Source organism: Kocuria sp. UBA1838 (assembly GCF_002338785.1).
Lineage (GTDB): Bacteria > Actinomycetota > Actinomycetes > Actinomycetales > Micrococcaceae > Kocuria > Kocuria marina.
In genome coordinates this window covers 115,249-140,005 of record NZ_DDIY01000006.1, presented here as the reverse complement: position 1 = coordinate 140,005, position 24,757 = coordinate 115,249, and the positions used below count along the sequence as shown (strand labels likewise).

Sequence of the window (24,757 nt, the reverse complement as noted above, 5' to 3'; positions counted from 1 at the left end):
GCCGTCGGTGCCCGGACCCCTTCCGAACCGACGAGGAGAACGACACCGTGAGCGACACCTCCTTCCAGATCCCCACCGAGATGCGCGTGAGCGTCCTGAGCGCCCCGGGCGAGATCCACGTGGAGCGCCGACCCGTCCCGCGCCCCGGACCGCACGACGTGCTGGTACGGATCGCGTCCGTGGGCGTGTGCGGATCGGACACCCACTACTTCGAGCACGGGCGGATCGGTAGCTTCGTGGTCGAGCAACCGCTCGTGCTGGGCCACGAACCGTCCGGCACGGTGGTGGCCGTGGGTTCCGAGGTCACGGATCGCCACCCGGGCCAGCGCGTGTCCTTGGAACCCGGCGTCCCCTCGGCCTTCTCCCCCGAGACGCTGGGCGGACATTACAACCTGGATCCCGCGGTGCGCTTCTTCGCGACTCCCCCCGTGGACGGTGTGTTCAGCGAGTACGCCGTCCACCCGGCGACCTTCGCGCACCCCGTCCCGGATTCCGTGTCCGACGACGCCGCCGCCCTCCTGGAGCCGCTGTCCGTGGCCGTGAGCGCGGTGCGCGCCGCGAACGTGACGCTGGGCGACCGCGTCCTGGTCAGCGGCGCGGGCCCCGTGGGTCTGCTCGTGGCACGGTGTGCCCGGCTGGCCGGGGCCGTGGCCGTGGTGGTCACCGACACTCGGGAGGACCGGTTGCGGGTCGCGGAGGCCTACGGCGCCACCGACACCTTCGCGGTCGCGTCCGCTCCCCCGGACTCGGACCCGTTCCCCGGTTCCGGGTACACCGCCCTGGTGGATGCGAGCGGTGCGGAGGCCGCGATCCTCGCGGGCATGCGCCGCGTGGCCCCACGCGGCAGGATCGTGCTCGTGGGCATGGGCTCGGACACCCTGTCCGTTCCCGTTCCGCTCCTACAGGAACGGGAACTACAGCTCACGGGCATCTTCCGCTACGCCAACACGTGGCCCACCGCGATCGCCCTGGCGGCCTCCGGGGACGTGAACCTGGACGCCCTCGTGACCTCCCGGCACACATTGGACGAGGTCCCCGCGGCCTTGACCGCGGGGACCTCTCCGGGGGCCCTCAAGGCGATCGTCACGCCCTGAGCCCGAGCGCCGTCGGCTACTTGATGGCGCCCATCGACAGACCGCGAACCAGCTGCTTCTGGGCGATCCACCCGGCCACCACCACGGGCAGGGACGCCAGCACGCTCGCGGCGGAGAGCCGGGCCAGATAGAGGCCCTCGCTCGTCATGGTGGACACGAGCATGATGGGTGCGGTCGCGGCCTCGGCGGCGGTGAGGTTTAGCGCGAAGAAGAACTCGTTCCACGCGAAGATCACGCAGATCAGCGCGGTCGAGGCTATGCCCGGGGTGACCATGGGGATCAGGATCGAGCGCATGGTGGTTATCAGGGAAGCACCGTCCATCTGGGCGGCCTCGAGGACCTCGCGCGGGACCTCCTGGAAGAACGAGCGCATCATCCACACCGCCAACGGGAGGTTCATGGCGGTGTAGAGGAACACGAGCGTCCACACGTTGTCGAGCACCTTGAGCTTGCCCGCGACCACGTAGATGGGCATGATCACGGCCACCACCGGCAGCATCTTGGTGGAGATGAAGAAGAACAGCACGTCCCGGGTCTTCTCCACGGGGCGGATGCTCACCGCGTAGGCCGCGGGAACGGCCAACAGGATCACCAGCAGCGTGGAGACCACGGTCGCCACCGCGGAGTTCCAGAAGTACCCGCCCGCTCCGGCCTCGAAGACCGCCTTGTACTGGTCCAGCGTGGGATCGAAGAAGAACGTGGGAGGGTCGGACGCGGCGTCGGCCTCCTGCTTGAAGGACGTCAGGACGAGCCACAGGACGGGCATGAAGAACCCGATGGCGACGAGCCATGTGAACAGGGTCAGGGCCGCGGAGCCCGCCCCGGAAGAGTTCCTGCGGGAACGGCGCGGCGCGCGGGACGGCGCGGTGGTCTGGGCGGCGGCGGGGGTCCCGGCCGGGGACGCTGCGGTGCTGGTGCTCATCAGTTCTGCTCCGTGCTCATGAAGCCCTTGAAGATCAGACGCAGGGCGAAGTTGGCGATGATGATGGTGGCGATGACCACGACCACACCCATGGCCGCCGCCTGGCCGATGTCGAAGCCCAGGAACGCGCGCTGGTAGATGTAGTAGGGCAGGTTCGCGCTGCTCGAGCCCGGACCACCGGCGGTCATGAGGTAGATCTGGTCGAACGTGTTGACCACGTAGATCGCGCCCAGCAGGACGGACAGTTCGATGTAGCGGCGCAGGTGCGGCAGGGTGATATGCACGAACGTCTGCCACCGGGTGGCGCCGTCCATCTGGGCGGCTTCCAGGACGTCACGGGGCTGAGACTGCAGGCCCGCCAGGATGAGGAGCATCATGAACGGCGTCCATTGCCACACGAGCGCGATCAGGATGGACAGCACCGGGTAGGACGAGGTCCAGTCGATCGCCGGGATGCCCACGAGCCCCAGCAGCCAGTTCATCAGCCCGAACGTGGGGTTGAACATGGACACTCCCCACAGGGTCGCGGAGGCCACCGGCATGATCAGGAACGGGGTGATCAACAGGGTCCGTACGATGCCCCGACCCCGGAACTTCCGGTCCAGGAGCAGGGCGAAGACGGTGCCCAGCACCATGGCGGCCAGGACGCACCCCAGGGTGTAGATCACCGAGTTCAGCGCCACCTGGCGGAAGGTGCTGTCCGTGAAGATCGCCGCGTAGTTGGCCAGGCCCACGAACACGTCCGAGGCGGGGTTCAGCAGGTTCCACGAGCGCAGCGAGTACCAGATGGTGATCAGGAACGGGATCTGGGTCGCGATGATCGTGAAGATCAGGGCGGGCAGCAGCGGGAGCCTGCGGGACCACGCGTCGTGACGACGGCGCTCGTCACCGGTGGCCGGCGAACGGCCGGCACCGTGCGGGCCGGCCAGGGCGCGCACGCGGGTGGAGGTCGAGGAGGACGACACGGTCACTGCCCTTCTTCACGCTGGTAGGTACGGGCCACTTGCTGCGCGTACTCCTGGGACTGCTGCAAGGCCTCGTCCACCGAGGTGCTCCCCGCGATCGCGGCCGACATCTGCTGTCCCACCCGGGTTCCCAGGTCCTGGAACTCGGGGATGGACACGAACTGCAGTCCCTCGTACGGGACGGGGTGCGTCATGGAAGTCTTCTGGGACGCCCCGTCCATGGCGCGTAGGGTCGGTTGGGCGTAGGCCTGGGAAATCTTGCGATACTCGGGGATCTCGTACGTGGAGTAGCGCGAGCCCGGGGGAACCCGTTCCCACCCGAACCGTTCACCCACGGTCTTGATGTACTCCTTGTCGGTCACCCAACTCACGAAGTCCCATGCGGCGTCCTTGTGCTCGGACGTGGTGGGGATCGCGAGCGACCAGCTATACAACCACCCCGCGGCTTCCGTGTTCATCACGGGCGCGGGTGCGTACCCGTTCTTGTGGGCCACGGTGGAGGACGCCGGGTCCTCGATCGCCGAGACCATGGCGGTCGCGTCGTACCACATGGCCGCGTTGCCCTGGCTGTAGCGGGTGATGCAGTCCCCGTACCCGGACGTCGCGGCACCGGGTTGACCGTGCGTGCGCACGAGGTCCACGTACTCGGTGACCGCTTCCTTGGTCTCGGGGGACGTGAGGGTGGGGTTCCAGTTCTCGTCGAACCAACCACCGCCGTAGGTGTTCATGACCGTGCTCAGCGGTGCCATGACCTCACCCCAGCCGGCCAGACCGCGCAAGCAGATCCCCGAGACACCGTTCGCCGGATCGTCCAGCTTGGCAGCGAGTTCGGCGACCTGGGGCCACGTGGGCTTCTCGGGCATGGTCACCCCGGCCTTCTCGAAGAGTTCCTTGTTGTAGACCAGGAACGAGGACTCGCCGTAGAACGGGACCGAGTACATGTCCCCGTCCTTGCTCAGGGCGGTGCGGATGGAGCCGATGAAGTCCTTGTCGTCGTAGCCCTCGGTGCGGTCGATGTAGGGCTGGAGGTCCTCGATCCACCCGTTCTCGGCCCAGATGGGGGTTTCGTAGTTGGAGATCATCACCACGTCGAACTCACCGCCGCCCGTGGCCACGGACGCGGTGATCTTGGCCCGCGCCTCGTTCTCCGGAAGGGACACGAATTTCACGTCCACCCCGGGGTGCTCCTTGCGGAACTCGTCCTGCAGCTGCATGGCGTCCTGCATCTGGGGGTTGGACACGATCGCCACGACGATCTGGTCCGTGGTGTCGTCCGCGGCGGCGGCACATCCCGTGAGCGTGAAACCCGTGAGCACCGCGACGGCGGCCGCGGGCCACCACGCCGAACAGCGCGTCCCATGCCGCCCCCGCCGGGGCGGATGGCCGGAGGCGCAGGGTGGGTCCGTGAATCGTCGACTCATGATCTTCCTTGTCCTCGGGGCACGTGATGCGCGGGAGGAATCACCGGTCGAGCCCCAGAATCTCATCTGAGATCACGGCATTCCTCAAGTGTGATGTGATGCTAGTCATATAGACTCAGATGAGCAAGGCCCTCGGGCACGAATGATGACCCCGGATGCGGTGAAACATGCCAACCACGGCCCCCTGGCCCCCCACTGACCCGGGCCAGCGCCAGCGTCTGCTCGCGCACCTGGCCCACGAGTACTTCGTGGAGGGCACGTCCAAGATCGCGCTCGGCAAGAAGTCCGGGCTCTCTCGCTTCCAGGTGGCCGCGCTGCTGCAGGAGGCACAGGACACGGGGATCGTCCGGATCGAGATCGCGGTCCCGCTCGAGAACTCGGACGAGGATCTTGCGCGCACCGCGGGGCTGCAACGCCTCGTCACGGTGGGTTCCACGCAGTGGCCCGCGGACCGGGAGGCGCTGGCCAAGGCCGTGGCGCGGGAGATCACGCGCGTGCTGCACGACGACGACGTCCTGGGGATCTCGTGGTCCCGCACCCTGCAGCTCGTGGTCCATGACCTACCCGCGCTGCCGCACAACGACGTCATCCAACTCGCGGGAGCCCTCAGCACCGACGACCGCGCGGCGGAGTCGCCACGGCTGCTCGCGTCCCTGCGCTGTCGCTCGGTCTGGCCGCTATGGGCACCGCTCGTGGTGGAACAGGCCGATTCGCTCAAGAAGTCCCGCGAGATCGAACTGACGCTACGGCGCGCAGATTCCCTCGACGTCGCCGTGCTGGCCGTGGGCGGGTGGACGCCCGACACCTCCACGGTGTGGCCCCGGATCGCGGACGACGTCGCTCGCGCCGCCCAGCGCGCGGGCGCCGTCGCCGAGGTCTCCGGGCATCTGCTGGACGCCGAGGGCCACGAACTGGACACCCCCGTGAGCGGGATGATCGTCGCCGCGAGCGTGGCGCAGCTGCGCGCCGCCCACCGCAAGGTGGCCGTGGCCTCGGGTGCGGAACGCGCACCCGCGGTGCTGGCAGCCGTCCGGGGCGGTCTCGTGGACCACCTCGTGTGCGACGCCGCCCTGCGCAACGCCCTCGAGGGCCTGCTCCCCCGTGCCAATCCGGCCAAGGGCGAGTGACACCCGGCCGCACCCATACCCAGCCCGTTCCCACGGAAAGGACCCCATGACCACGGTCGTTGGCATCGATTCCTCCACGCAGTCCTGCAAGGTCGTGGTGGTGGACGAGCGCACCGGGCGGACACTCGCCCAGGCGAGTGCCCCGCACCCGGACGGGACCAGCGTGGACCCCGCGGCATGGTTGGCCGCGCTGCGCACCGCCTGGCGGGACGCCGGGGTCCCGGATCGCGGTGACGTGGTGGGCGTGGCGGTGGCCGGTCAACAGCACGGCATGGTCGCCGTGGACCGCCACGGTGAGCCCGTCCACGATGCGCTGCTGTGGAACGACGTCCGTAGCGCAGCCCAGGCCGCGCGCATGCTCGCCGAGCACGGGACCGAGTGGTGGATGGAGCGCGTGGACATGGCGCCCGTCCCCTCCATGACGCTGTCCAAGCTCGCGTGGTTGCGGGAGAACGACCCCGGGGCCGCCTCACGGGTGGAGCGCGTCATGCTCCCCCACGACTGGTTGACCCTGCAGCTGTGCGGTGAGTTCGTCACCGATCGCTCGGACGCCTCCGGCACGGGGTACTTCGACGCCGCGCACGACCAGTACCGCCCCGAACTGCTCCAGGAGTACTTCGGGGCCGTTCCCCAGCTGCCCCGCGTCCTGGCGGCGGGCGAGGCCGCGGGAACGCTGGGTGAGGAGTGGGGCTGCGGCAGCGGCGTCGTCGTGGGCCCCGGCGCCGGGGACAACGCCGCGGCCGCGCTGGGACTGGGCCTGGGCGAGGGCGAGGTCACGATCTCCGTGGGGACCTCGGGCACGGTGTTCGCGTGCAGTGCCGAACCTCCACGGGACCCGAGCGGGGTGACGGCGGGCTTCGCGGATGCCACGGGCCGGTTCCTCCCGCTGCTGTGCACGATCAACGCCGCGCGCGTCATGACCTCCACGGCGGAGCTGCTGGGCGTGGGGCTCGACGAGTTCACGCGCCTGGCCACGTCCGGCGCGTCGGACGCCGGCGGCCTCACATTGCTGCCGTATTTCGACGGCGAGCGCACGCCCAACCTGCCCAAGGCCACCGGTCGGCTGGACGGGATGACGCGCGCGTCCCTCACGCGGGAGAACCTCGCGCGCGCCGCCGTGCTGTCCGTGGCCAATTCACTCGCGGACTGCCTGAGCGTGCTGCGCGGGCTGGACGTCGCGGTCGAGCGGGTCCTGCTGATCGGTGGGGGCGCCAAGTCCGAGGCGCTGTGCAGCGTCCTGCCGGACACCCTCGGGATGCCGGTGGACGTGCCGGACACGGGCGAGTACGTGGCGCTGGGTGCCGCGCGGCAAGCAGCGTGGGTCGCTACCGGGTCCTTCCCGGAGTGGGAGCGTTCGGTGGGGCGGCGGTTGCACCCCTCCTTGGACACCGGTGCGCAGCGGTTCCGGCAGCGGTACGGGGACGCTCGCGCGAACCTCGAGACCGAGCTCGCGGCGGACCCCACGGAGCAGCGGCCGGAACCGACGGACTGAGACGGCGGGCCGGCACTCCCGCAGCGCCGACACCCCGGCGCACCCCCATGTGCCCTGGCGCGATGCCGGTACCGGGGCCGACCCGTGAGGCCGTACCGGTCTCGCACGTCCTCCGGCTACCGCGCGAACCGGGCGACGGCGTCCTCGATCGTCGCGCGCGCCCCGCGCTCGTGGAAGCTGCGCAGCGCCTCGAGATAGGGCCGGGTGAATTCCTCGTGGTCCGCGAGATCCCCGAACAGGTCCGTGTCCCGCACGAACGCGAGCTCGTCCTCGGACTGCCGGGCCGCGGCCGCCATGACACGTTCCTTCCGACCGTCCACCACGGTGATGGGTGCTCCGTGCTCGTCCGTTCCCTCCGCGTAGCGCGCCCAGGAGGCCACGATCGTGGCACCGAGCTCGACCGGGCGACCGTGGGCCAGGTTGTCCTTGATCACCGGGACCAACCACTTGGGGATCCGGTCGGAAGATTCCGCGCACAACCTCGCGAGGGTGTCCCGCACGTGCGGATTGGCGAAGCGCTCGATCAGCTGGTGCTTGTAGGCGTCCAGCTCCACACCGTCCACCGGACGCAGCGTGGGAGTGGCCTCACGGTTCATGTACGCGAGCAGGTAGGAGACGAACGTGGGGTCCTGGCACACCTCGTGCGCGTACTCGTACCCGGCCAGGAATCCGGGGTAACACAGGGCCTGGTGACTCACATTGAGCAGGCGCAGCTTCATGAGTTCGTACGGCTCCACGTCCGGGACCACCTGCACGCCGACCTCCTCGAACGCGGGGCGTCCGTCGGTGAACGCGTCCTCGAGCGCCCACTGGGCGAACGGTTCCGCGACCACGGGCCACGCGTCCCGGACCCCGAACCGTTGGGCGACCATGAGGCGGTCCGCGTCCGTGGTTACGGGCGTGATCCGGTCCACCATGGAATTGGGGAACGGCACCTCCTGCTCGATCCACTCCGCGAGTTCGGGAGCACGCAATCGGGCGTAGGCCGTGAACTGGCGGCGGGCCATGTCCCCGTTGCCCTGGATGTTGTCGCAGGACATGACGGTGAACGGGCGGGTACCCGCGGCGCGCCGTCGGGCCAGTGCTTCGACCACGAGTCCGAAGACCGTGGCCGGGGGTTCGGCCTCTCCACCCTGCGTGGCGACCCGTGCCTGCTCGAGGTCGTGGGCCACCGCCGGGTTCTGGGCGTCGAACTCACCCGTGGCCTGGCTGAAGTTGTACCCGCCCTCGGTGATGGTCAGCGAGACGATGCGCGTGGCGGGATCGGTGAGCCGCGCCATGGCCTGCTCGGCCTCGGCCGGCGCGAACACGTAGTCCACGATGGATCCGATGACCCGCGGTTCCAGGGTCCCGTCCGGGCGCTTGAGCACGAGCGTGTAGAGGTGATCCTGCTCCGCCATGACCTGCTTCATCGCGGCGTCCCCGGGGAGCACACCCATGCCGCAGATGCCCCAGTCCAGGTCCTTGCCCTCGTTCATGAGGCGGTCCACGTACATGGCCTGGTGCGCGCGATGGAAGCCCCCCACGCCGAAATGCACGATCCCGACCGAGATCTGGGAACGGTCGTAGCCGGGGACCGGGATGTCCAGCTCACCCAGCACGGCCTGGGAAAGTGTCACGGCGTCCTGGGCGGATGTGTCCTGCTGCATGGCTGCTCCCATCAGAGACCCGGGAGTGGCTGATGTGACCCACCCCACGTGCCCAAAATATCAGATGAGAACCATCTCGTGCTCATCAGAGCACCTCCGAGCGGAGTGTGCAGCCTCAGCGTTCGAATTCCGTGCGGCCCGTGAACGCCAGCGCGGCCCGCAGGCGCTCCGCCTGGTGCTCGGGCATCGGGGGCAGGTCGTCGAGTGAGTACCACCCCACCTGGAGGGACTCGTCGTCCGCCACCCGCGCCTCGCCGGAGACGTAACTGCACAGGAACGTGTGGTCCAGGAACTGGCAGCGGTCCCCGTTGGGGAATTCGACGACGTCCCCGGCCTTGACCCGCACGAGCTCGTCCACCGTGACCTCCACACCGGTCTCCTCGAGGCACTCGCGGCGCGCGGCGACCCCGGGGTCCTCCCCCGGTTCCACGATCCCGGTGATCAGTCCCCAGTTCCCGTTGTCCGCGCGCCGCCCCAGCAGCACCCGGCCCTCGTGCAGGACCACGGCGGTGCACCCGGGCAACCACAACAGGTCGTGATCGATCTTGAGGCGCAGGTGGGCGATGAACTCGGGAACGGGCACGGGTGTCTCCTCCTGGGTGGGTACGACTGCGCGGGCGGCGTTCACAGGAACGCCACGACACCCAAGCTTCCCACGATCATGAACGGCCCCAGGGGGATGCGACTGCTCGCCCGGGCGCGGCGCAGGATCAGCAGTACGGCGCAGAACAGCCCGGCCAGCACGAACGTGGCCGCGAGCGCGAGCACCGTATGGGTCACGGACGAGAATCCCGTGAGCAGCCCCAGGACCCCCGCGAGCCGCACGTCCCCCATTCCCATGCCGGCGGGGTTGATCAACCGCAGGGCCAGGAAGAGTCCCTTCATGATGAGCAGACCCCACAGCATCCACCACAGGCGCACGGTGTCGTGGGCGAGAACGGCGGAGGCGCCCAACAGGAGGGCGGTCACGGGATACAGCGGGCGCACCACCCGCCCCGGCAGGCGGTGGTATCGGATGTCGGTGGCGGCGAGCCACACTCCTGTGCATGCGAGCACCATGACGGCCAGGGCGCAGGCCACCGCGGCCAGCTGTGCGCCGACCGTGGCTTCCTGCAGGTGCGCCCCCACGAATCCGCCGATGCCCGCAGTGTCGGGCTGAAGCATGAACTCATCCTAGGCACCCCGCTGTGGTGCGGGTCATGGATTGCGAGCCGTGTGGAGAACGGGTTCGTAGACTGGGCCCATGATCGCTCCCTGGCAGAACAGGTCCGCCCGATCGACCGTGTCCGAGGAGTCCTTCGCCGCGCTGTGCCGGTCCTCCCCGTGGCGTTGGGACACGGTGCGGTTCACGCTGTACTGGGTGAGCGAGGATCCGGACACCGCCGCCCACCCCGTGCGCGTGTGGCTGCGCCGGCCCTCCGATGTGCGCGTGGAGACACTGCAGGGCGACGTGCTGTACGCGAGTACGTCCCTCGAACGCTCCCGGGACGACTTCTACGTCACGGACACGTCCCGCTCCTGGTTGCTGCCTCCCGCGCTCGTCTCACCGGTCTACGACGACGACGGCCTCGTCCTCCGCCGCCCCGAGGCCGCCTACGGGGACCCGATCTTCGGGGGCGGGCGCTGGCAGGCGATCCTGGACCCCGTGGAATGCGTGGGCCCCGCGCCCACCCCGCCCTACCTCCCGGAGCAGCGCCCCTCGCAGTTGTCCTCCGTGGTGGCCGGGGCCTTCGCCAAACGCCGGGTGTGGTGCGCGACCGTGGAGCCCACCGTGCGCTACCGGCCCGTGACCGCGAACCACCCGCTCGCCCCGGGTCCCACGCGGATCGCGGTGGACACCGCGACCGGCGTCTGCGTCTACTCCCACGTGCTGCGCGGACCGTACGCGGGTCAGGGCCACCGGCTCGTGATCGAGGCGGTGGACGAATACCAACTGGACGACCTGTTCACGCAGCAGGACTTCAACCTCACGGACGTCTCCCGTCACGTGCCGTGGCCCGTGCTCCCGGCCTGAGCCGCCGCCCGCGATCCGCACCGGGCGGATTCCCCAGGGGCCGCGTTTCTCGGGTGTCCAGGGCGCGCAGCCCGTTCGGACCTGACGACGATGCCGCGGGCTCGGGACGACCAGGCCGGGCGGGGGACGACGCCGCCCTCCCGGCCCGGCGTCGTCGGGTCACACGTCCTGGCGCTCGAGCAGGTCGGTCACGAGGGCCGCGATGGGTGAACGCTCGGAGCGCGTGAGGCTCACGTGCCCGAACAACCGCTGACCCTTGAGCGCCTCGACCACGGCCATGATGCCGTCGTGACGTCCCACCCGCAGGTTGTCCCGCTGGGCGACGTCGTGGGTGAGCACCACCTTGGAGTTCTGCCCGATCCGGGACAGGGCGGTGAGCAATACGTTGCGTTCGAGCGACTGCGCCTCGTCCACGATGACCCACGCGTCGTGCAGGGACCGCCCGCGGATGTGGGTCAGGGGCAGCACCTCGAGCATCCCGCGCGCCACGACGTCGTCCACGACCGCGGGTGAGACCACGGAGGACAGCGTGTCGAAGACCGCCTGACCCCACGGGTTCATCTTCTCCTCCTCGGTGCCGGGGAGGTAGCCCAGGTCCTGGCCACCCACCGCGTAGAGCGGGCGGAACACCATGATCCGGCGGTGCTCCCGGCGTTCCAGAACGGCGTCGAGACCCGCGCACAGCGCGAGCGCGGACTTGCCCGTTCCCGCGCGACCGCCCAGCGAGACGATGCCCACGGCGGGGTCGGTCAGCAGGTCGATCGCCAACCGCTGTTCGGCCGAGCGTCCCTGCACCCCGAACACGTCCCGGTCCGCGACGACCAGGCGCGCCTGCCCGTCCGGTTCGGTCCGGGCGAGAGCGCTGCCCGCGGACGAGCGCAGGACCAGACCCGTGTTCACGGGAAGCTCCCGGGCGCCCGGCACTTCCGTGCGGCCCTCGGCGTAGAGGACGGAGACGACGTCGTCCGCGACGTCCAGGTGGGCCACCCCCGTGTACGCGTCGTCACCACCGATCCACTCACCGCGGTACTCCTCCGCGGCGAGTCCCAGGGCGGAGGCCTTGAGCCGCATGGGCAGGTCCTTGGACACCACACACACGTCGTGACCCTCGCCGGAGAGGTTCGCGGCCACGCTGAGGATGCGTGAATCGTTGTCCCGCAGCCGGAAACTCTGGGGCAGCACCGTGTCCGCGACGTGGTTGAGCTCCACCTGCAGGCACCCGCCGTCCGCGAGGTCCACGGGCCGGTCCAGGCCGCCGTGGGTCACGCGGAGGTCGTCCAGCAACCGCAGCGCCTTGCGCGCGAAGTACCCCAGTTCCGGGTCGTGACGCTTGGCCTCGAGCTCGGTGATCACCACCACGGGCAGCACCACGCGGTGCTCGGCGAAGCGGAACACAGCGCGCGGGTCCGAGAGCAGCACGGACGTGTCGATCACGTACGTGCGCACACCGGCCGCGGAGCCGTCCTCCTCGAGCGCGCCGGATCGGACGGGGGTTACGGGGGTGTCGATGCTCATGGGGCCCTTTCCCTGCGGAGTCCTTGGCCGGTGTGTCCGGCACCTCTCACGCTAGGGAGGCCGATCGAGGGTGGCACGCCCCACCGGTGAACGGCGCGTGAACATCCACCACGGGCCCGTGAGCGGGACCGGTAGGGCCGGCTCAGCTCCCGAATCGGCGCTGACGGCGCGCGTAATCGCGCAGGGCCCGCAGGAAGTCGACCCGGCGGAAGTCCGGCCACAGCGCTTCGCAGAAGTAGAACTCGCTGTATGCGGACTGCCACATCAGGAAGCCCGAGAGGCGTTGTTCGCCGGAGGTGCGGATCAGCAGGTCGGGATCGGGTTGCCCGCGCGTGTAGAGGTGTGCGGAGATGTCCTCCACGCTGAGCTCCTGCGCCATTTGCGCGAGCGACGCACCGCGGGCGTCGGCGTCGGCGAGCACCTCGCGTACCGCGTCCACGATCTCCTGCCGCCCCCCGTACCCCACGGCGATGTTCAGGTGGGGGCCGGGATTGTCCACCGTACGCTGTGCGCTGTTCAGCAGTTGCTCCTGGAGCTTCTCCGGGAGGGTTCCCAGGGCACCCACGGGCTGGATCCGGCAGATCCCTTCCTCCTGCAGCTCGCACATGAGGTTGGTGATGATCTCCAGCAGGGCCGTGAGTTCCTCGCGCGGACGGTTGAGGTTCTCGGTGGAGAGGATGTAAAGGGTGACCACCTGGATGTTCAGCTCGTGGCACCAGCGCAGGAACTCCACGATCTTGCGTGCGCCTGCCCGGTGGCCCTCCTCCGTGGTGGCCCCGAACTGGCGCGCCCACCGGCGGTTGCCGTCCACGAGCACACCCACGTGATGCGGCAACTCGTCCGCGGTGAGGGTGCGCGCCAAGCGGTGTTCGTAGAAGGAATACATGACACGGGGAAGTTTCACAGCGTCATTCCTCCCCTGAGTCGGCCCGGTCCACACGGATTCACACCCCTAAACTACCTGTAGGGCAGACCCAATCCAGTAGCACCCCCGAGCTCCGTGTCCGCGGGGCACCCATGAGAGGCCGTGGTGTCCACCATGTCAGACGAACGCACCGAGAAGCGCACCGTTCCCGGCCCGGTGACGATCGTGCGTCACACGCGTAACGGTCCCCTCACGGTGGAGAAGAAACCGTCCTGGCGCGGGTGGATCCACGCGGGCTTCAGCCCGGTGGCCGCGGTGCTGGGTGTGGTGGCCATCGTCGTGGCACCCACGGTGGAGCTGCGTCTCGCATGTCTGGTCTACACCATCACGGCGATCATGCTGTTCGGTACCTCGGCCGTATACCACCGCTTCTACTGGGGCGCGCGCATGAACGCGGTGCTGCGGCGGATGGACCATTCGAACATCGCCCTGATCATCGCCGGGACGTACACGCCCCTGGCCGTGAGTTTCCTCCCGGTGCGGGGCGCCACGATCCTGCTCGGCGTGATCTGGACGATCGGTGCCCTGCTCGTGATCTTCCGTGTCTTCTGGATGAGCGCGCCGCGATGGCTCTACACCCCGCTCTACGTGATCATGGGGTGCCTGGCCCTGCTCTACCTCCCGGCGTTCTTCGCGGTGAACGTCCCCGCGACCGTCCTGCTGATCTGCGGCGGCGTGTTCTACATCGCCGGTGCGGTGTGTTATGCGACCAGGCGCCCCCGGTTGCTCCCGGCGACGTTCAGCTTCCACGAGGTCTTCCACGCGTGCACGATCGGCGGCTTCGTCTGCCACTACATCGCGATCATGTTCGCGATGTTCGCCGCGTGAGCGATGTGTGACGCCCCGGTCAGAGGCCCGACGGCGCTCGGCGTGCGGGGACCGCTCGGCGCGGTGACGTCTGCGTCGTCCACGCGATGCCGACGACGCAGCGCCCCGGTGCGCTCAGCCCCGCTCCGCGCGGATCCGGGTGACGAGTGCGCTCACGTCCGGCATGGAATGGACGGGAAGTTCGCAGCGCCCGTCCCGGCACAACCACACCGTGTAGCCGGGTTCCGATGCCGCAGGAACCCCGTACGGCGCCGCACTCCCGTCCAGGACCAGGACATCCAGCACGCGTGCCGCGCCGACCGCGTCGAGCGTCTCGCGCCACTGCTCGGCGCTCGCTTCCACGACCTGCAACAGGGCCGGTGGATGCTCGTCGGCCAGAACGGCCGACACCATGCCCCCGGCCGTCGTGGGGGCCTTGAGGACCACCCCGGTCGCGGGCGCGGTCACGGCGTCAACCACCTCCCGGGCCTGGCGCTCACCGATCGTCGGTTGGGACAGCTCCGTGAGCCACCGGGAGAGCACCGCGGAACTGGACGCGGCGACGTCGTCGAACGGTTCCGCACGGCCCGTGGCCCCGGCCGCCGCGAGGGTGGGGTCCACCTCGGCGGACTCGAGCACGGTACTCCCGCGCACAAAACGCTTCACGGCGACCTCGGCGAGCGTGCGGCTGCGCTCGTACCACGCGGTCTCGCCCGTGGCCCGGTACAGCGCGAGCAGCCCGGCGCCGAAGCGCGCGTAGTCCTCGAGCTGGCCCTCGTGGGGGTCCACGACGCCGCCGCGTGACGTGCGCGTGATGCGTCCCGTGGCGGAGTCCCGGTGCCGTTCCCACAGGAAACCGGCGGCCGTGGCGGCCAGCTCGATCCACTCGGGGTGCCCCAGCAGCACACCCGCGTCCGCGAGTCCCGTGAGCGCCATGCCGTTCCAGGCCGTGACGATCTTGTCGTCCAGGTGGGGTGCCGTGCGCGTGATCCGCCGCTGCCACAGCTCCTGCCGTACGGACTCGTCCAGGATCCCCGTGACCGCACCCGCCTCACCCCAGGCCGCCGTGGCCGGCGCGGGGCGACCCCCTGCGGGGCTTCCGGCGTGACCCGAGAACGTGTAGTAGGCGCCCTCACGTTCGGCATGCGGCTCGTCGGACGCGGGATCGCTGTCCGCGTCGAGGGATGCGGCGAACGCGCCCTCGGGGGTGATCATCTCCCGTTCGAGCCACTCGACCAGCAGCTCTGCGGCCCGGCGGTAACGGGCCGCGCGAGTGGCGTCCGTGCCGGTGCGTTCCAGCAGCGCCACGGTGCGCGCCAGCACGCCGAGCAGCTGGGCGTTGTCATAGAGCATCTTCTCGTAGTGGGGCAGGGACCAGTCCGGGGTCACCGAGTACCGGAAGAACCCGCCGCCCACATGGTCCTGCAGCGCCCCCGTGACCATCGCGTCGAGCGTGGCGCACAACAGATCACGTGCGGTGCGCGCGTGCTGCGCCGCGGCGTCGTCGTGGCCGGAAGCAGCGTGCGCGCTCGCCGACGCGGGATCCCCAGCCATGGCATCGCGGTGCGCAGTGCTCGCAATGCGCGTGAGGGCGTCCAGGGTGGGCGAGGGCGGGAACTTGGCGCCGGTTCCGAAGCCCTCGTGGGCGGCGTCCCGGGCGACCTCGAGGCCGTCGAGCCAGGCTCCCGTGAGTTGTTCCGCGGCGTCCTCGGCGGCCTCGCCACCCTCCACGCGCACGACCGACGGACCCGCGTCGGCGAGCATCCGGTCCACGAGTTCGGGGTGGCGGGACAGCGCATCGTAGACCTGTTCGGCCCCGCGCAACACCTCGTCACGGCGCTCGGTCCAGGCCTCGGTGACGGCCCGCAGGACCTGCATGAAGGACGGCCGCCCCTGCACGGGACGCGGCGGGTAGTAGGTCCCGGCATGGAACACCCTGCCCTGCGGGGTCAGGAACGCGGTCATGGGCCAGCCGCCCTGACCAGTGAGCAGCTGGGTGGCCGCCATGTAGATCGAGTCCACGTCCGGGCGTTGTTCGCGGTCCACCTTGATCGCCACGAAATGTTCGTTGAGGTAGCGCCCCACCTCCGGGTCCTCGAAGGACTCGTGGGCCATCACATGGCACCAGTGGCACGCGGCATAGCCCACGGACAGCAGGACGGGCACCTCCCGCGCGTGGGCCTCCTCGAAGGCCTCGGGGCAGAACTCCCACCAGTCCACGGGGTTCTCCGCGTGCTGCAGCAGGTAGGGACTCGTGGAGTGGGCCAGACGATTGGACATACCCCACGGTCTCACACGGGAGCGGGGATGACAGCCCGGGGGCTCACGGCTCGAGGGTCATGAGGCGCGGCTCTGGTCGCGGTTGCCCGCCACCGGGTGGTGCGTCGCTCCCAGGAGCGGGGCGCCCGTCGGGTTCAGGCGCAGGACGGGGCGCCTGTGGCAGTCAGTCGCGGGGCGGACCGTCCCGGCGGTCACCCGCGCGAGGCGGGCGGGCGACATCGCCCTCGCTCGACCCACCGGTGCGGGACGTGCGCGACGGCGACGCCGCGGCGTCGTCCGCGTAGCCACCCACGTGATCCTCCGCGGCGCGCTGCTCGGCGTACTGGGCGCGGTAGCGCAGTCGCCGGTTACGGCGGTTGAAGTCCATCACGAGCAGGACCACGGCGGCGGCCAGCAGGAACGTCATGAGGAAGCCCACGAGGCCCGGCGAGACCTGGCTGGGGTCCAGCCCCGGGCGCAGGGTGTTCTCCGGACTCGGGGCCGGCGTCGCGGCGGTCAGGACGGTCAGCAGCGTGGGCACGGGAAGGCTCATTTCCGGGGGGTCGAGGCGGCGTCGGTGACGCCCGCGAACAGATCCGTCTCGGGCAGGGAGGTCTCCACGCGGGACTCCGCGAGCGTGTAGTCCTCCCACGGCCACACTTCGGCCTGGGTCTCGGCGGAGACCGCGAAGAACAGGCCCTTGGGGTCCACCTGGGTCCGGTGGCTGCTCAGGGCCGCGTCCCGGACGGTGAACTGGTGCGCGCACTCGATCTTGGTGGTGGTCTCGTGGCGCGGCATGGGCGGGCGGTGACCCTCCGGGTCCGACTCCTGGATCGCAGCGATGCGCTGGGCGTACGGGGACTGCAGTCCGCGGGCCTCGAGGGCCTCGTGCAGTGCGATGAACCGCTCCACGTTGAACGCGCGGTCGTAGTACAGCTTGGACGGGGTCCACGGCTCACCCGTCCCGGGGTAAGCCTCCGGATCACCCGCGCGCTGGTACGCCTCCATGGCCACGTTGTGGGTCTGGATGTGGTCCGGGTGCGGGTAACCGCCGTTCTCGTCGTAGCTCAGGATCACGTGCGGGCGGAACTCACGCACCAGCTGCACCACGGGGGCCGCGGCGCGTTCGAGCGGTTGCAGGGCGAAGCAGCCCCACGGCAGCGGAGGCAGCGGATCTCCCTCGGGCAGACCGGAGTCCGTGAACCCGATCCACCGGTGCTCCACGCCCAGGGCCTGCGCGGCCGCGGCCATCTCGTGACGACGCAGCCCGGGCAGGTCACGCTCGGCCCACACGTCCCCCTCCATCTCGGCGTTGAGGATCGAGCCGCGCTCGCCACCGGTGCACGTGGCCACCATGACGCGCGCCCCCAGCTGGGCGTAATGTGCCATGGTCGCGGCACCCTTGCTGGACTCGTCGTCCGGGTGGGCGTGGATGGCCAACAATCGAAGCTGTGAATAATCCGTCACCGAACGGATGCCTCCAAGACGTCATCGCGGGAAAAATGCAATCCCCGGTATCTTACGCCGCTCGTGCTGCCGGAGCTGTCGTGCCCATCACGGCTGCCGCGCACCGCACGGCGACCGGCCTCCCAGAAACCACACACGCGCGCTGGGTACAGTGGTCGCCATGAGTTCTGCCACGCCCCGGCCTACCTCCCGGCCGGAGACGGGCGCCACTGCCCCCGGCACCTCCGCGACCCAGCGGGCGCTCGCACAGCGCTACGGGACCGGACACCGCGCCGTCGCCCGCTCCCCCCGCCGCGGGCCCAGCACCCGTGGCTGGATGCTGATCGCGGCCGCGGCCACGCTGGTGGCGGCGCTGTTCGTGGTGTGGATCGTGTGGGGCAACTCCCAGCGGCCCGTGTTCAAGGACGTGAGCTTCCAGATCACGGACTCCGCGCACGTGTACGCGGACTTCGACCTCACCAAGGACCCCGACCAGACCGTCACGTGCGCGGTGCAGGCACTCAACGAGCAGTACGCCGTGGTGGGTTGGACCGAGGTCACGATCGGCCAATTGCCGGACGACCAACTCAACGGCCGCACGAGCACCCACCGGGTACCCCTGCGCACCACGAACCTGGCCACCACGGCAGGGGTCGACTCGTGCTGGGAGAGTGCTGGCTGACCCTCCCGCGGTGGTCGGGTAATTCCTGACTGACCATCCGCGCAGCTTCGGACCGGCCACATCCGTGACGGGAACCATGACGTCGGATTGCACGACCCACCGCACCCCCGCACGCGCTTTGGGCCGCGGGCGCGGACTCCACTAGACTGGATGGAGATCACATCCCCGACCCGGACGCGCTGGGCCACTCGGCTCGCCCCGGGGCGGGGTTTTTCTACACGTGTCCGTCAGGGCGACGGACACCAGAGAACGGAGGCACCGTGGCTACTAATGAGGGAGCCTGGCTCACCCAGGAAGCCTACGACCGGCTCAAGAAGGAGCTTGACCACATCTCCGGGCCGTACCGCCAGGAGATCGTGGACCGGATCGAACAGGCGCGTTCCGAGGGGGACCTCAAGGAGAACGGCGGCTACCACGCTGCACGCGAGGAGCAGGGCAAGAACGAGGGCCGGATCGCCCAGTTGACCCAGCTGCTCGAGAACGCCCAGGTGGGCGAGGCCCCCGCGGACGACGGCGTGATCGAGGCCGGCATGGTCGTGACCGCGGAGATCGCGGGCGACGAGATGACCTTCCTCATGGGTTCCCGCGAGGTCGCCGAAGACCTCACCGGCGGTTCGGACCTCGAGGTCTTCTCCGAGCGCTCTCCCATGGGTGCCGCGATCAACGGCCACAAGGTCGGTGACACCGTGAGCTACAAGGCCCCGAACGGCAAGGACATCACGGTGAAGATCCTGAAGGCCAAGCCCTTCAGCCGCTGATCGACCCCGGTTCATCACGAAGGCCACCTCGCACGTGCGAGGTGGCCTTCGTCGTGCGCGACCCGATGCGGCCCAGGAGTCTTACGCGGCTCGACACGGTCCATGAGTCGCCCGGGTGTGGCCCGTAGGATCGAAGCACGCCCCGTCGAGCCTCGCTAGGAGTTTCCCCCGTGGTCACACACTGGAACCGGACCCCCAACTCGTGGACGGTCCCGCTGATCATCCTCACCGCGCTGCTGGGGATCGCCGCGATCGTCGTGCACTTCCTGGGTCAGGACGACCCCGCACTGAACGCGACCGGCGGCCTGCGCAACATCCTGTGGTTCGCCACCTTCGTGGCCGCGTTCGTCACGTACTTCACGGCCCGGCGCGGACGACGCCGCTGACGCACGCGCACCGCGCGGGTCACCTCCCGCTCAGTGCACCACCACGGGTCGGTAGCCGTGGGACTCCAGGGCGTCGATCACGTGATCGCAGTGCCCGTGGCCCTTGGTCTCCATGTCAATCGTGATGGACACGTCCCCCATGGACAACGAGCCCCCGATCCGGGTGTGATTCACCCCGGTCACATTGGCGTCCATGTCCGCGATGATCTGTGAGATCTGGGCGAGCTCACCGGGGCGGTCCGTGAGCATCATCTTGATGGTCATGTAGCGCCCCGCCGCGGAGAGACCCCGCTGGATCACCTTGAGCATCAGCATGGGATCGATATTGCCGCCCGAGAGCAGCACGACAGTGGTCCCCAGATCCGGGTACTCACGCTTGAGCGCCCCCTCGAGGATCGCCGCCACACCCACGGCACCCGCGGGTTCCACGACCATCTTGTTGCGCTCGAGCATGAAGATCAGCGCCTGGGCGAGCGAGTCCTCGGAGACCGTGACGACGTCGTCCGCGAGGTGGCGGATCACGTTGAACGGCAACTGTCCGGGCCGGCCCACGGCGATGCCGTCCGCGATGGTGGAGACCTTGGACAGCGTGACGATCGCGTCCCCGGCGAGCGAGGGCGGGTAGGCCGCGGCGTTCTCCGCCTGCACCCCGATGACCCGGATGTCCTTGCCCTGCTCCTGTGCCTTGGCCTTCAGCGCCACGGACACTCCCGCGAGCAGCCCTCCCCCGCCCACACCGGCGATGACGGTGTCCACGGTGGGCAGCTGGTCGAGGATCTCGAGACCCAGGGTGCCCTGGCCGGCGATGATGTCCGGGTGGTCGAAGGGGTGGACGAACACCGCGCCGGTCTCGTCTGCGTAGCGCTGGGCCTCTGCGAGCGCCTGGTCCACGTTCGACCCATGCAGCACGACCTCCGCACCGTGGTCCTGGGTGGCCGCGATCTTGGGCAGGGCCGCTCCGCGGGGCATGTAGATCCGCGCCGTGATCCCGAGTTTCGCCGCCGCGAGCGCCACGCCCTGCGCGTGGTTGCCGGCCGACGCCGCCACGACTCCCCGTCGCTTCTCCTCGTCGGAGAGCTGGGCCATGCGCACGTACGCGCCGCGGACCTTGAACGACCCGGCGCGCTGGAGGTTCTCGCACTTGAGGTAGACCTCGGAGCCGAGCATGCGGGACAGCGCGCGCGAGTGCGCGAGCGGCGTCGTCTCGATCACCCCGTCGAGCAGCTGCGCGGCGTGGCGGACGTCGGCCACCGAGACGGGCAAATCAGTGAGGCCCACAGAGAACTTCTTTCGTGGTAGTCGGCCGTTGCGGCTCGTTCGAAATGCGCGAACCCGGGGTGGATCACGACCTCGAGGCTCGGCGCGGACACACAGAACGCGGCGTCCGGGGTGAGGACGCCGCGTTCCATGGTATTACGCCGTGCGGGACTAGACGTTCCGGGAGTCCCCCGAACCCACCTCGTCCGCCTCGATGGACGCGTTGTGCTTGGTTTCCTTCTTGTGCTTCTCCTCGCGCTTCTTCTCCGCGTTCTGGCGCTCACGATGGCGCTTGCCGCGGAAACGCTGCAGCTGGGCCATGACCTGTTCGCGCGTGAGGTCCTGCTTCTTGGCTGCCTTCTTGATCTCCCACGGGTACATGAAGGGCTGCCACGCGATCTCCTCGTCCCGCTCCCAGGCGCGGCTGCCGAGGTAGCGGATGATCGTGTTGAGCATGGCCATCAGGGGCACGGCGAACAGCGCACCGGCGATCCCGAAGAGCACGCTACCGGCGGCCACCGCCAAGAACACGGCCACGGGGTGCAGGGCCACGGCCTTGCCCATCACGAGCGGCTGCAGGACGTTGGACTCGACCTGCTGGACGAGCAGCACCACACCGAGCATGGCGAGCGCGATACCGGGCCCGATCGCCACGAGGGCCACCAGGACGGCCACCGCACCGGTCACCACGGCACCCACGATGGGGATGAAGGACGCCAGGAACACCAACACACCGATCGGCAGCGCCAGCGGCACACCCAGCAGGAACGCACCAAGCCCGATACCCACGGCGTCCACGAACGCCACGAACACCTGGATGCGCACGTACTGCGCGAGCGAGATCCAGCCCTTGCGCCCGGCACCGTTCACGGCGGGGCGGGCGCGGCGGGGGAACAGTTTGACAAGGAACAGCCAAATGTTCTCGCCGTCCATGAGGAAGAACAGCAGGACGAACAGCATGATGATCGTGCCCGTGACGATGTTGGTCGCCGTGGAGCCGAAGGTCATCGCGCCGGAGAGGATGGCGTCCGAGTTGCGCTGCAGCGTGGCCCCGATGTCCGAGAGCCACTGGTTGATGTTGTCCGTGGAGATGTTGAGGGGGCTGTCCTCCAGCATTCCGATCAACTGCTGGAAACCGGCCACCGCGCTGTCGGAGAGCTGTGCGAAACCGGCGATCATCTGCTGACCCGCGAGCACCAACAGGCCCAGAACCCCCAGGATCAGTCCGAGCTCCACGGTGATCGCGGCCAGCGCGGACGGGAAGTGCTTGGAGCGCAGCCAGCGGACGGCCGGCGAGAGCAACCCCGCGAGCAGCGCGGCCAACAGCACCGGGATGAACACGGTGGTCACGTGGCTCAGCAGCCACCCCACCACACCCACACCGGCGATGATGAGCAAGATCCGCCACGACCACGCGGCCGCGATCCGGACCGGGGTCGTGACCATGGTCTGCGCGTCAGGGGCGTTGGGCCCCGTGGAGGGGGGCGACGCGCCGTCGTGCTGGGTGACGAGTTCGGAGGATGTGTCGGACTGGGGACGTTTGACCACGGGGTTCGGGGATGAGCCCGCGTGGGACGTCGTAACACTGGATGGCATGCCCTTATCATGACACCATCGCGCAACGTGCTGATACCGGCGTGCGGGGCCGAGGGTGACAAAATGGGTGTCATGTCCACCACACTGCTGCGCGTCCTGTCCCAACGCCGCCCCGCGAGCGTCCTGACACAGGAGGCCCCGCGGCGTGAGGAGCTCGAGGCCGTCCTGCGGGCCGCCGCCGGCGCCAAGTACGACGAGCGCCCCACGGGTTGGCGCGTGGTCGCGACGAGCGGGCAGGCCGCGTCCCTGCTGGCCGCGGCCATGGCGGGCCTCACGTCCGTCCCCGCCCTCTCGGGCCCCGTCCCCCGGTTGAAGGGTCGCAAGATCCGGGTCCTGGCCGCGTATCGCGGGAGCCTGCAGTGGGCGTCCCGGGGCGGGGTGGCCCTGGCCATCATCTTCCGCCACCACCCGGAACTGCCGCAGTCCAAGAAGGACCAGCGCGGGGACGTGTACGCCGCCCGCGGGATCCTCGAAGCCGCGTTCTACGCGCAGGGATGGGCCACCGTCTGGTCCCATCGCGAGCCCTACGACCGGGACGTGGTGCGCGAGTTCTACGGTCTGGACGAGCACGAGGAGATCCTGGGCTGGCTGTTCGTGGGACGAGCCGCGAGCAATAACATCCCCGCCCGCGCGATCAACCTGCCCCCGCGCGAACTCGAGATCCGCTACATGTGAACGATCCCCACAACGCGAGAAGCGGCGACCCACTGGGCCGCCGCTTCTCATTCCGGCGTACGTCACCGGGCCCTGAGGGCCCCGAGCGACGCGCGGGGATGGGAGTCAGTCGCTCATGGAGCGGATGATCGAGAGCACGCGCAGGATCTCCACGTAGGCCCAGATCAGGGTCACGGTCAGCCCGAACGCCGCGGACCATGCCGCCTTCTTGGGAATACCGCGCTTGACGCCGTCGCTGATGTTCTCGAAGTCGAGCACGAAGCTGTAGACGGCCAGCAGGATGGCGATCGCGCCCACGAACAGCCCCAGCGGGATGCCGAAGATCGTGGCGTCGTAGCGCATGTTGTAGCCGCCCAGCAGGCTCGTGCCCAGGTTCACCAGGGCGAACAGGGCGTAGGCCAGCAGTGCGACCATGAAGAACTTGGTCACGCGCGGGGAGGAGCGCAGCACGCCCACCTTGTAGAGCACCAGCACGGAGACGAACACCGCCAGGGTGCCGATCACCGCCTGGACCACGATGCCCGGGTAGGCGCCCTCGAACGTGCGGGAGATGCCACCCAGGAACAGGCCCTCGGCGAGCGCGTAGAGCGTGATCAACAGCGGGCTGGGCTCACGCTTGAACGCGTTGACCAGACCCAGCACGAGACCCACGATGGCGCCCGGCAGCGCGAGCACCGGGGCGACCCAACCCACCACGGCCGTGACGATTACGCAACCGAGCACGAGCGAGGTGCGCATGACGACGTCGTCGTAGCTCATGCGTCCGGTGCGGTCCGGACCCGCGGCGGGCGCGTTGTAGAGGTTCTCCAGGTTCTCGGGTGAGTAACGGGGGTCGTGGGAGATATCCGGGGTGGTCGCGGTGCCGTTCTTCTTGTTGAAGTCGCGTAGCAGTGGGTTTCCGCCGGCCATGGGACGTCCTTTCGAGGCGTGGGCGAGCTGTTCGTTCAGCATAACATTGACGCGTCACAGGAACCTGGGAGTTTGTGCTGAGCGAACAGGGCCCCCGCGGGTGCGGAATCGGTGCCCCCACTGGGACTCGAACCCAGACTGAGCGGATTTTAAGTCCGCTGCCTCTGCCGATTGGGCTATGGGGGCGTGACCGAGCCGGTGAGTCCGCGCGGGTGCGCGGGCCCACCGGCTCGGTGCGATGGAGTGTTACAGGCTCGCCTTCTCGGCCGGGACGTCCGCGCCCGCGGCCTTCTGGAAGGCACGGCGGGGGTCCCGCAGGTGACGCAGCGGGGTGGTGTCACGGCCGAAGAGCAGGTTCACTCCCCACTCCGTGAACACCCGCACCTTGCGCTCCACCGTGGGGATCGCGTACCCGTGGTAGAGGCGGTGCATGGCCCACGCCGGCAGACCGCCGAGGTCGATGCCGCGGATGGTGGCGGCACCCTTGTACAGACCCAGACCCGCCACGGACCCGAGGTTCTCGTGATAGTAGTCCTCGAGCGGCTCGCCCTTGTGCGCGGCCATGATGTTCTTGGCCATGGTCGCGGCCTGACGCACGGCGTGCTGCGCGTTGGGGACGCAGAACCCGCCGGGGCCGGCGCCCGTGAGATCCGGGACGGCGGCGATGTCACCGGCGGCCCAGGCACCCTCGAAGGGCCCGTCGTCGCCGGTCACGCGCAGGTCCGCGCCCACGCGCACGCGTCCGCGGTCGTCGATGGGCAGGTCGCTGTTCTTGGCGAAGGACGCAGCCTGCACGCCGGCCGTCCAGATCAGGGTGTCCGTGGCCATCTCGCCGGCCGGGGACTTGTCCTGCATGTT

General features: G+C 69.4%; 24 protein-coding genes and 1 tRNA gene. 9 read left to right on the top strand and 16 right to left on the bottom strand.

Annotation, left to right across the window (positions count from 1 at the left end):
• Positions 1-47 precede the first annotated feature (47 nt).
• On the top strand, positions 48-1,094 hold the full coding sequence (locus B3I25_RS03885) for an NAD(P)-dependent alcohol dehydrogenase (protein ID WP_349676520.1): 1,047 nt from the start codon (positions 48-50) through the stop codon (positions 1,092-1,094).
• Positions 1,095-1,110: 16 nt separating this feature from the next.
• Here the strand turns inward: B3I25_RS03885 and B3I25_RS03880 are convergent, their stop codons facing one another.
• Genes B3I25_RS03880 through B3I25_RS03870 form a run of 3 tightly spaced genes read right to left on the bottom strand, consistent with a single transcriptional unit; the run spans position 1,111 to position 4,402 of the window.
• On the bottom strand, positions 1,111-2,016 hold the full coding sequence (locus B3I25_RS03880; RefSeq protein ID WP_286737858.1) for a carbohydrate ABC transporter permease: 906 nt from the start codon (positions 2,014-2,016) through the stop codon (positions 1,111-1,113).
• The gene (locus B3I25_RS03875; RefSeq protein ID WP_414672684.1) at positions 2,016-2,987 is read right to left on the bottom strand and encodes a carbohydrate ABC transporter permease; all 972 of its coding nucleotides are present in this window, start codon (positions 2,985-2,987) and stop codon (positions 2,016-2,018) included. The genes B3I25_RS03880 and B3I25_RS03875 overlap by 1 nt, the downstream gene beginning before the upstream one ends.
• Positions 2,984-4,402, bottom strand: a complete 1,419-nt coding sequence (locus B3I25_RS03870) for an ABC transporter substrate-binding protein (RefSeq protein ID WP_098055378.1) — start codon at positions 4,400-4,402, stop codon at positions 2,984-2,986. Before B3I25_RS03870 ends, B3I25_RS03875 begins: the two co-directional genes overlap by 4 nt.
• Positions 4,403-4,569: 167 nt before the next feature.
• On the opposite strand from B3I25_RS03870, the gene B3I25_RS03865 reads away from it, so the two are divergent.
• Together B3I25_RS03865 and xylB are read left to right on the top strand one after the other, a co-directional pair.
• Complete coding sequence (locus B3I25_RS03865) at positions 4,570-5,529, top strand: sugar-binding transcriptional regulator (RefSeq protein ID WP_286737856.1); 960 nt, start codon at positions 4,570-4,572, stop codon at positions 5,527-5,529.
• Between the two features lie 46 nt (positions 5,530-5,575).
• The gene (xylB, locus tag B3I25_RS03860) at positions 5,576-7,021 is read left to right on the top strand and encodes a xylulokinase (RefSeq protein WP_144998736.1); all 1,446 of its coding nucleotides are present in this window, start codon (positions 5,576-5,578) and stop codon (positions 7,019-7,021) included.
• A 116-nt stretch (positions 7,022-7,137) separates the two neighbouring features.
• On the opposite strand, the gene B3I25_RS03855 is transcribed toward xylB, so the two are convergent.
• The 3 genes from B3I25_RS03855 to B3I25_RS03845 all read right to left on the bottom strand — a co-directional run bounded on the left by B3I25_RS03855 (position 7,138) and on the right by B3I25_RS03845 (position 9,834).
• A complete protein-coding gene (locus B3I25_RS03855; RefSeq protein ID WP_286737855.1) occupies positions 7,138-8,670 on the bottom strand; it encodes a mannitol dehydrogenase family protein in 1,533 nt (510 codons plus the stop codon).
• Between the two features lie 115 nt (positions 8,671-8,785).
• Positions 8,786-9,253 carry an NUDIX hydrolase gene (locus B3I25_RS03850; protein WP_286737854.1) on the bottom strand — a complete coding sequence of 156 codons (468 nt, stop codon included), beginning with the start codon at positions 9,251-9,253 and terminating at the stop codon, positions 8,786-8,788.
• A gap of 41 nt (positions 9,254-9,294) precedes the next feature.
• Positions 9,295-9,834: a prepilin peptidase gene (locus B3I25_RS03845; RefSeq protein WP_206399531.1), complete on the bottom strand. Its 540-nt coding sequence runs from the start codon at positions 9,832-9,834 to the stop codon at positions 9,295-9,297.
• 79 nt (positions 9,835-9,913) lie between these two features.
• Here B3I25_RS03845 and B3I25_RS03840 point away from each other — a divergent pair, with 79 nt between their 5' ends.
• The gene (locus B3I25_RS03840) at positions 9,914-10,684 is read left to right on the top strand and encodes a hypothetical protein (RefSeq protein ID WP_064846174.1); all 771 of its coding nucleotides are present in this window, start codon (positions 9,914-9,916) and stop codon (positions 10,682-10,684) included.
• A gap of 159 nt (positions 10,685-10,843) precedes the next feature.
• Here B3I25_RS03840 and B3I25_RS03835 read toward each other — a convergent pair whose 3' ends face one another.
• Both B3I25_RS03835 and B3I25_RS03830 read right to left on the bottom strand, forming a co-directional pair.
• A complete protein-coding gene (locus tag B3I25_RS03835; protein WP_082943275.1) occupies positions 10,844-12,199 on the bottom strand; it encodes a PhoH family protein in 1,356 nt (451 codons plus the stop codon).
• Between the two features lie 142 nt (positions 12,200-12,341).
• On the bottom strand, positions 12,342-13,103 hold the full coding sequence (locus B3I25_RS03830) for an isoprenyl transferase (protein WP_206399530.1): 762 nt from the start codon (positions 13,101-13,103) through the stop codon (positions 12,342-12,344).
• A gap of 135 nt (positions 13,104-13,238) precedes the next feature.
• Between B3I25_RS03830 and trhA the strand changes: the two genes are divergently transcribed.
• Positions 13,239-13,952, top strand: coding sequence for a PAQR family membrane homeostasis protein TrhA (trhA, locus tag B3I25_RS03825; protein WP_064846196.1), 714 nt, complete (start codon positions 13,239-13,241; stop codon positions 13,950-13,952).
• A 114-nt stretch (positions 13,953-14,066) separates the two neighbouring features.
• Here trhA and B3I25_RS03820 read toward each other — a convergent pair whose 3' ends face one another.
• The 3 genes from B3I25_RS03820 to mca all read right to left on the bottom strand — a co-directional run bounded on the left by B3I25_RS03820 (position 14,067) and on the right by mca (position 17,657).
• Entirely contained in the window at positions 14,067-16,211 is a 2,145-nt protein-coding gene (locus B3I25_RS03820) for a thioredoxin domain-containing protein (RefSeq protein ID WP_286737852.1), read from the bottom strand.
• 163 nt (positions 16,212-16,374) lie between these two features.
• Positions 16,375-16,743, bottom strand: a complete 369-nt coding sequence (locus tag B3I25_RS03815) for a hypothetical protein (protein WP_260849323.1) — start codon at positions 16,741-16,743, stop codon at positions 16,375-16,377.
• Positions 16,740-17,657, bottom strand: coding sequence for a mycothiol conjugate amidase Mca (mca, locus tag B3I25_RS03810; RefSeq protein WP_098055395.1), 918 nt, complete (start codon positions 17,655-17,657; stop codon positions 16,740-16,742). Before mca ends, B3I25_RS03815 begins: the two co-directional genes overlap by 4 nt.
• A gap of 160 nt (positions 17,658-17,817) precedes the next feature.
• On the opposite strand from mca, the gene B3I25_RS03805 reads away from it, so the two are divergent.
• From B3I25_RS03805 to B3I25_RS03795, 3 genes are all read left to right on the top strand, one after another.
• The gene (locus B3I25_RS03805) at positions 17,818-18,318 is read left to right on the top strand and encodes a DUF4307 domain-containing protein (protein WP_098055398.1); all 501 of its coding nucleotides are present in this window, start codon (positions 17,818-17,820) and stop codon (positions 18,316-18,318) included.
• A 260-nt stretch (positions 18,319-18,578) separates the two neighbouring features.
• Positions 18,579-19,076, top strand: coding sequence for a transcription elongation factor GreA (gene greA, locus B3I25_RS03800; protein ID WP_085106982.1), 498 nt, complete (start codon positions 18,579-18,581; stop codon positions 19,074-19,076).
• Between the two features lie 170 nt (positions 19,077-19,246).
• Positions 19,247-19,462, top strand: a complete 216-nt coding sequence (locus B3I25_RS03795; RefSeq protein ID WP_064846168.1) for a hypothetical protein — start codon at positions 19,247-19,249, stop codon at positions 19,460-19,462.
• 30 nt (positions 19,463-19,492) lie between these two features.
• Here the strand turns inward: B3I25_RS03795 and ilvA are convergent, their stop codons facing one another.
• Positions 19,493-20,740 (bottom strand): threonine ammonia-lyase, encoded by a 1,248-nt coding sequence (gene ilvA / locus B3I25_RS03790; RefSeq protein ID WP_064846167.1) that lies wholly within the window; start codon positions 20,738-20,740, stop codon positions 19,493-19,495.
• Between the two features lie 150 nt (positions 20,741-20,890).
• The gene (locus B3I25_RS03785; protein WP_064846166.1) at positions 20,891-22,315 is read right to left on the bottom strand and encodes an AI-2E family transporter; all 1,425 of its coding nucleotides are present in this window, start codon (positions 22,313-22,315) and stop codon (positions 20,891-20,893) included.
• Positions 22,316-22,387: 72 nt separating this feature from the next.
• Here B3I25_RS03785 and B3I25_RS03780 point away from each other — a divergent pair, with 72 nt between their 5' ends.
• Positions 22,388-22,990 (top strand): nitroreductase family protein, encoded by a 603-nt coding sequence (locus B3I25_RS03780; RefSeq protein ID WP_231885537.1) that lies wholly within the window; start codon positions 22,388-22,390, stop codon positions 22,988-22,990.
• Between the two features lie 105 nt (positions 22,991-23,095).
• Here B3I25_RS03780 and B3I25_RS03775 read toward each other — a convergent pair whose 3' ends face one another.
• From B3I25_RS03775 to B3I25_RS03765, 3 genes are all read right to left on the bottom strand, one after another.
• The gene (locus B3I25_RS03775; protein ID WP_286737850.1) at positions 23,096-23,899 is read right to left on the bottom strand and encodes a Bax inhibitor-1/YccA family protein; all 804 of its coding nucleotides are present in this window, start codon (positions 23,897-23,899) and stop codon (positions 23,096-23,098) included.
• 112 nt (positions 23,900-24,011) lie between these two features.
• Positions 24,012-24,085: transfer RNA gene (locus tag B3I25_RS03770), tRNA-Leu, on the bottom strand.
• A 60-nt stretch (positions 24,086-24,145) separates the two neighbouring features.
• A partial coding sequence (locus tag B3I25_RS03765; RefSeq protein ID WP_414672683.1) for an NAD(P)/FAD-dependent oxidoreductase occupies positions 24,146-24,757 on the bottom strand: 612 nt, incomplete at its 5' end.

Excerpts from the sequence above, each read along its gene's own strand:
- B3I25_RS03880 (WP_286737858.1), bottom strand. The coding sequence starts at position 2,016 with ATGAGCACCAGCACCGCAGCGTCCCCGGCCGGGACCCCCGCCGCCGCC.
- B3I25_RS03870 (WP_098055378.1), bottom strand. The coding sequence starts at position 4,402 with ATGAGTCGACGATTCACGGACCCACCCTGCGCCTCCGGCCATCCGCCC.
- B3I25_RS03865 (WP_286737856.1), top strand. The coding sequence starts at position 4,570 with ATGCCAACCACGGCCCCCTGGCCCCCCACTGACCCGGGCCAGCGCCAG.
- xylB (WP_144998736.1), top strand. The coding sequence starts at position 5,576 with ATGACCACGGTCGTTGGCATCGATTCCTCCACGCAGTCCTGCAAGGTC.
- B3I25_RS03855 (WP_286737855.1), bottom strand. The coding sequence starts at position 8,670 with ATGCAGCAGGACACATCCGCCCAGGACGCCGTGACACTTTCCCAGGCC.
- B3I25_RS03845 (WP_206399531.1), bottom strand. The coding sequence starts at position 9,834 with ATGCTTCAGCCCGACACTGCGGGCATCGGCGGATTCGTGGGGGCGCAC.
- B3I25_RS03840 (WP_064846174.1), top strand. The coding sequence starts at position 9,914 with ATGATCGCTCCCTGGCAGAACAGGTCCGCCCGATCGACCGTGTCCGAG.
- B3I25_RS03835 (WP_082943275.1), bottom strand. The coding sequence starts at position 12,199 with ATGAGCATCGACACCCCCGTAACCCCCGTCCGATCCGGCGCGCTCGAG.
- trhA (WP_064846196.1), top strand. The coding sequence starts at position 13,239 with ATGTCAGACGAACGCACCGAGAAGCGCACCGTTCCCGGCCCGGTGACG.
- B3I25_RS03820 (WP_286737852.1), bottom strand. The coding sequence starts at position 16,211 with ATGTCCAATCGTCTGGCCCACTCCACGAGTCCCTACCTGCTGCAGCAC.
- B3I25_RS03815 (WP_260849323.1), bottom strand. The coding sequence starts at position 16,743 with ATGAGCCTTCCCGTGCCCACGCTGCTGACCGTCCTGACCGCCGCGACG.
- B3I25_RS03805 (WP_098055398.1), top strand. The coding sequence starts at position 17,818 with ATGAGTTCTGCCACGCCCCGGCCTACCTCCCGGCCGGAGACGGGCGCC.
- B3I25_RS03785 (WP_064846166.1), bottom strand. The coding sequence starts at position 22,315 with ATGCCATCCAGTGTTACGACGTCCCACGCGGGCTCATCCCCGAACCCC.
- B3I25_RS03780 (WP_231885537.1), top strand. The coding sequence starts at position 22,388 with ATGTCCACCACACTGCTGCGCGTCCTGTCCCAACGCCGCCCCGCGAGC.
- B3I25_RS03775 (WP_286737850.1), bottom strand. The coding sequence starts at position 23,899 with ATGGCCGGCGGAAACCCACTGCTACGCGACTTCAACAAGAAGAACGGC.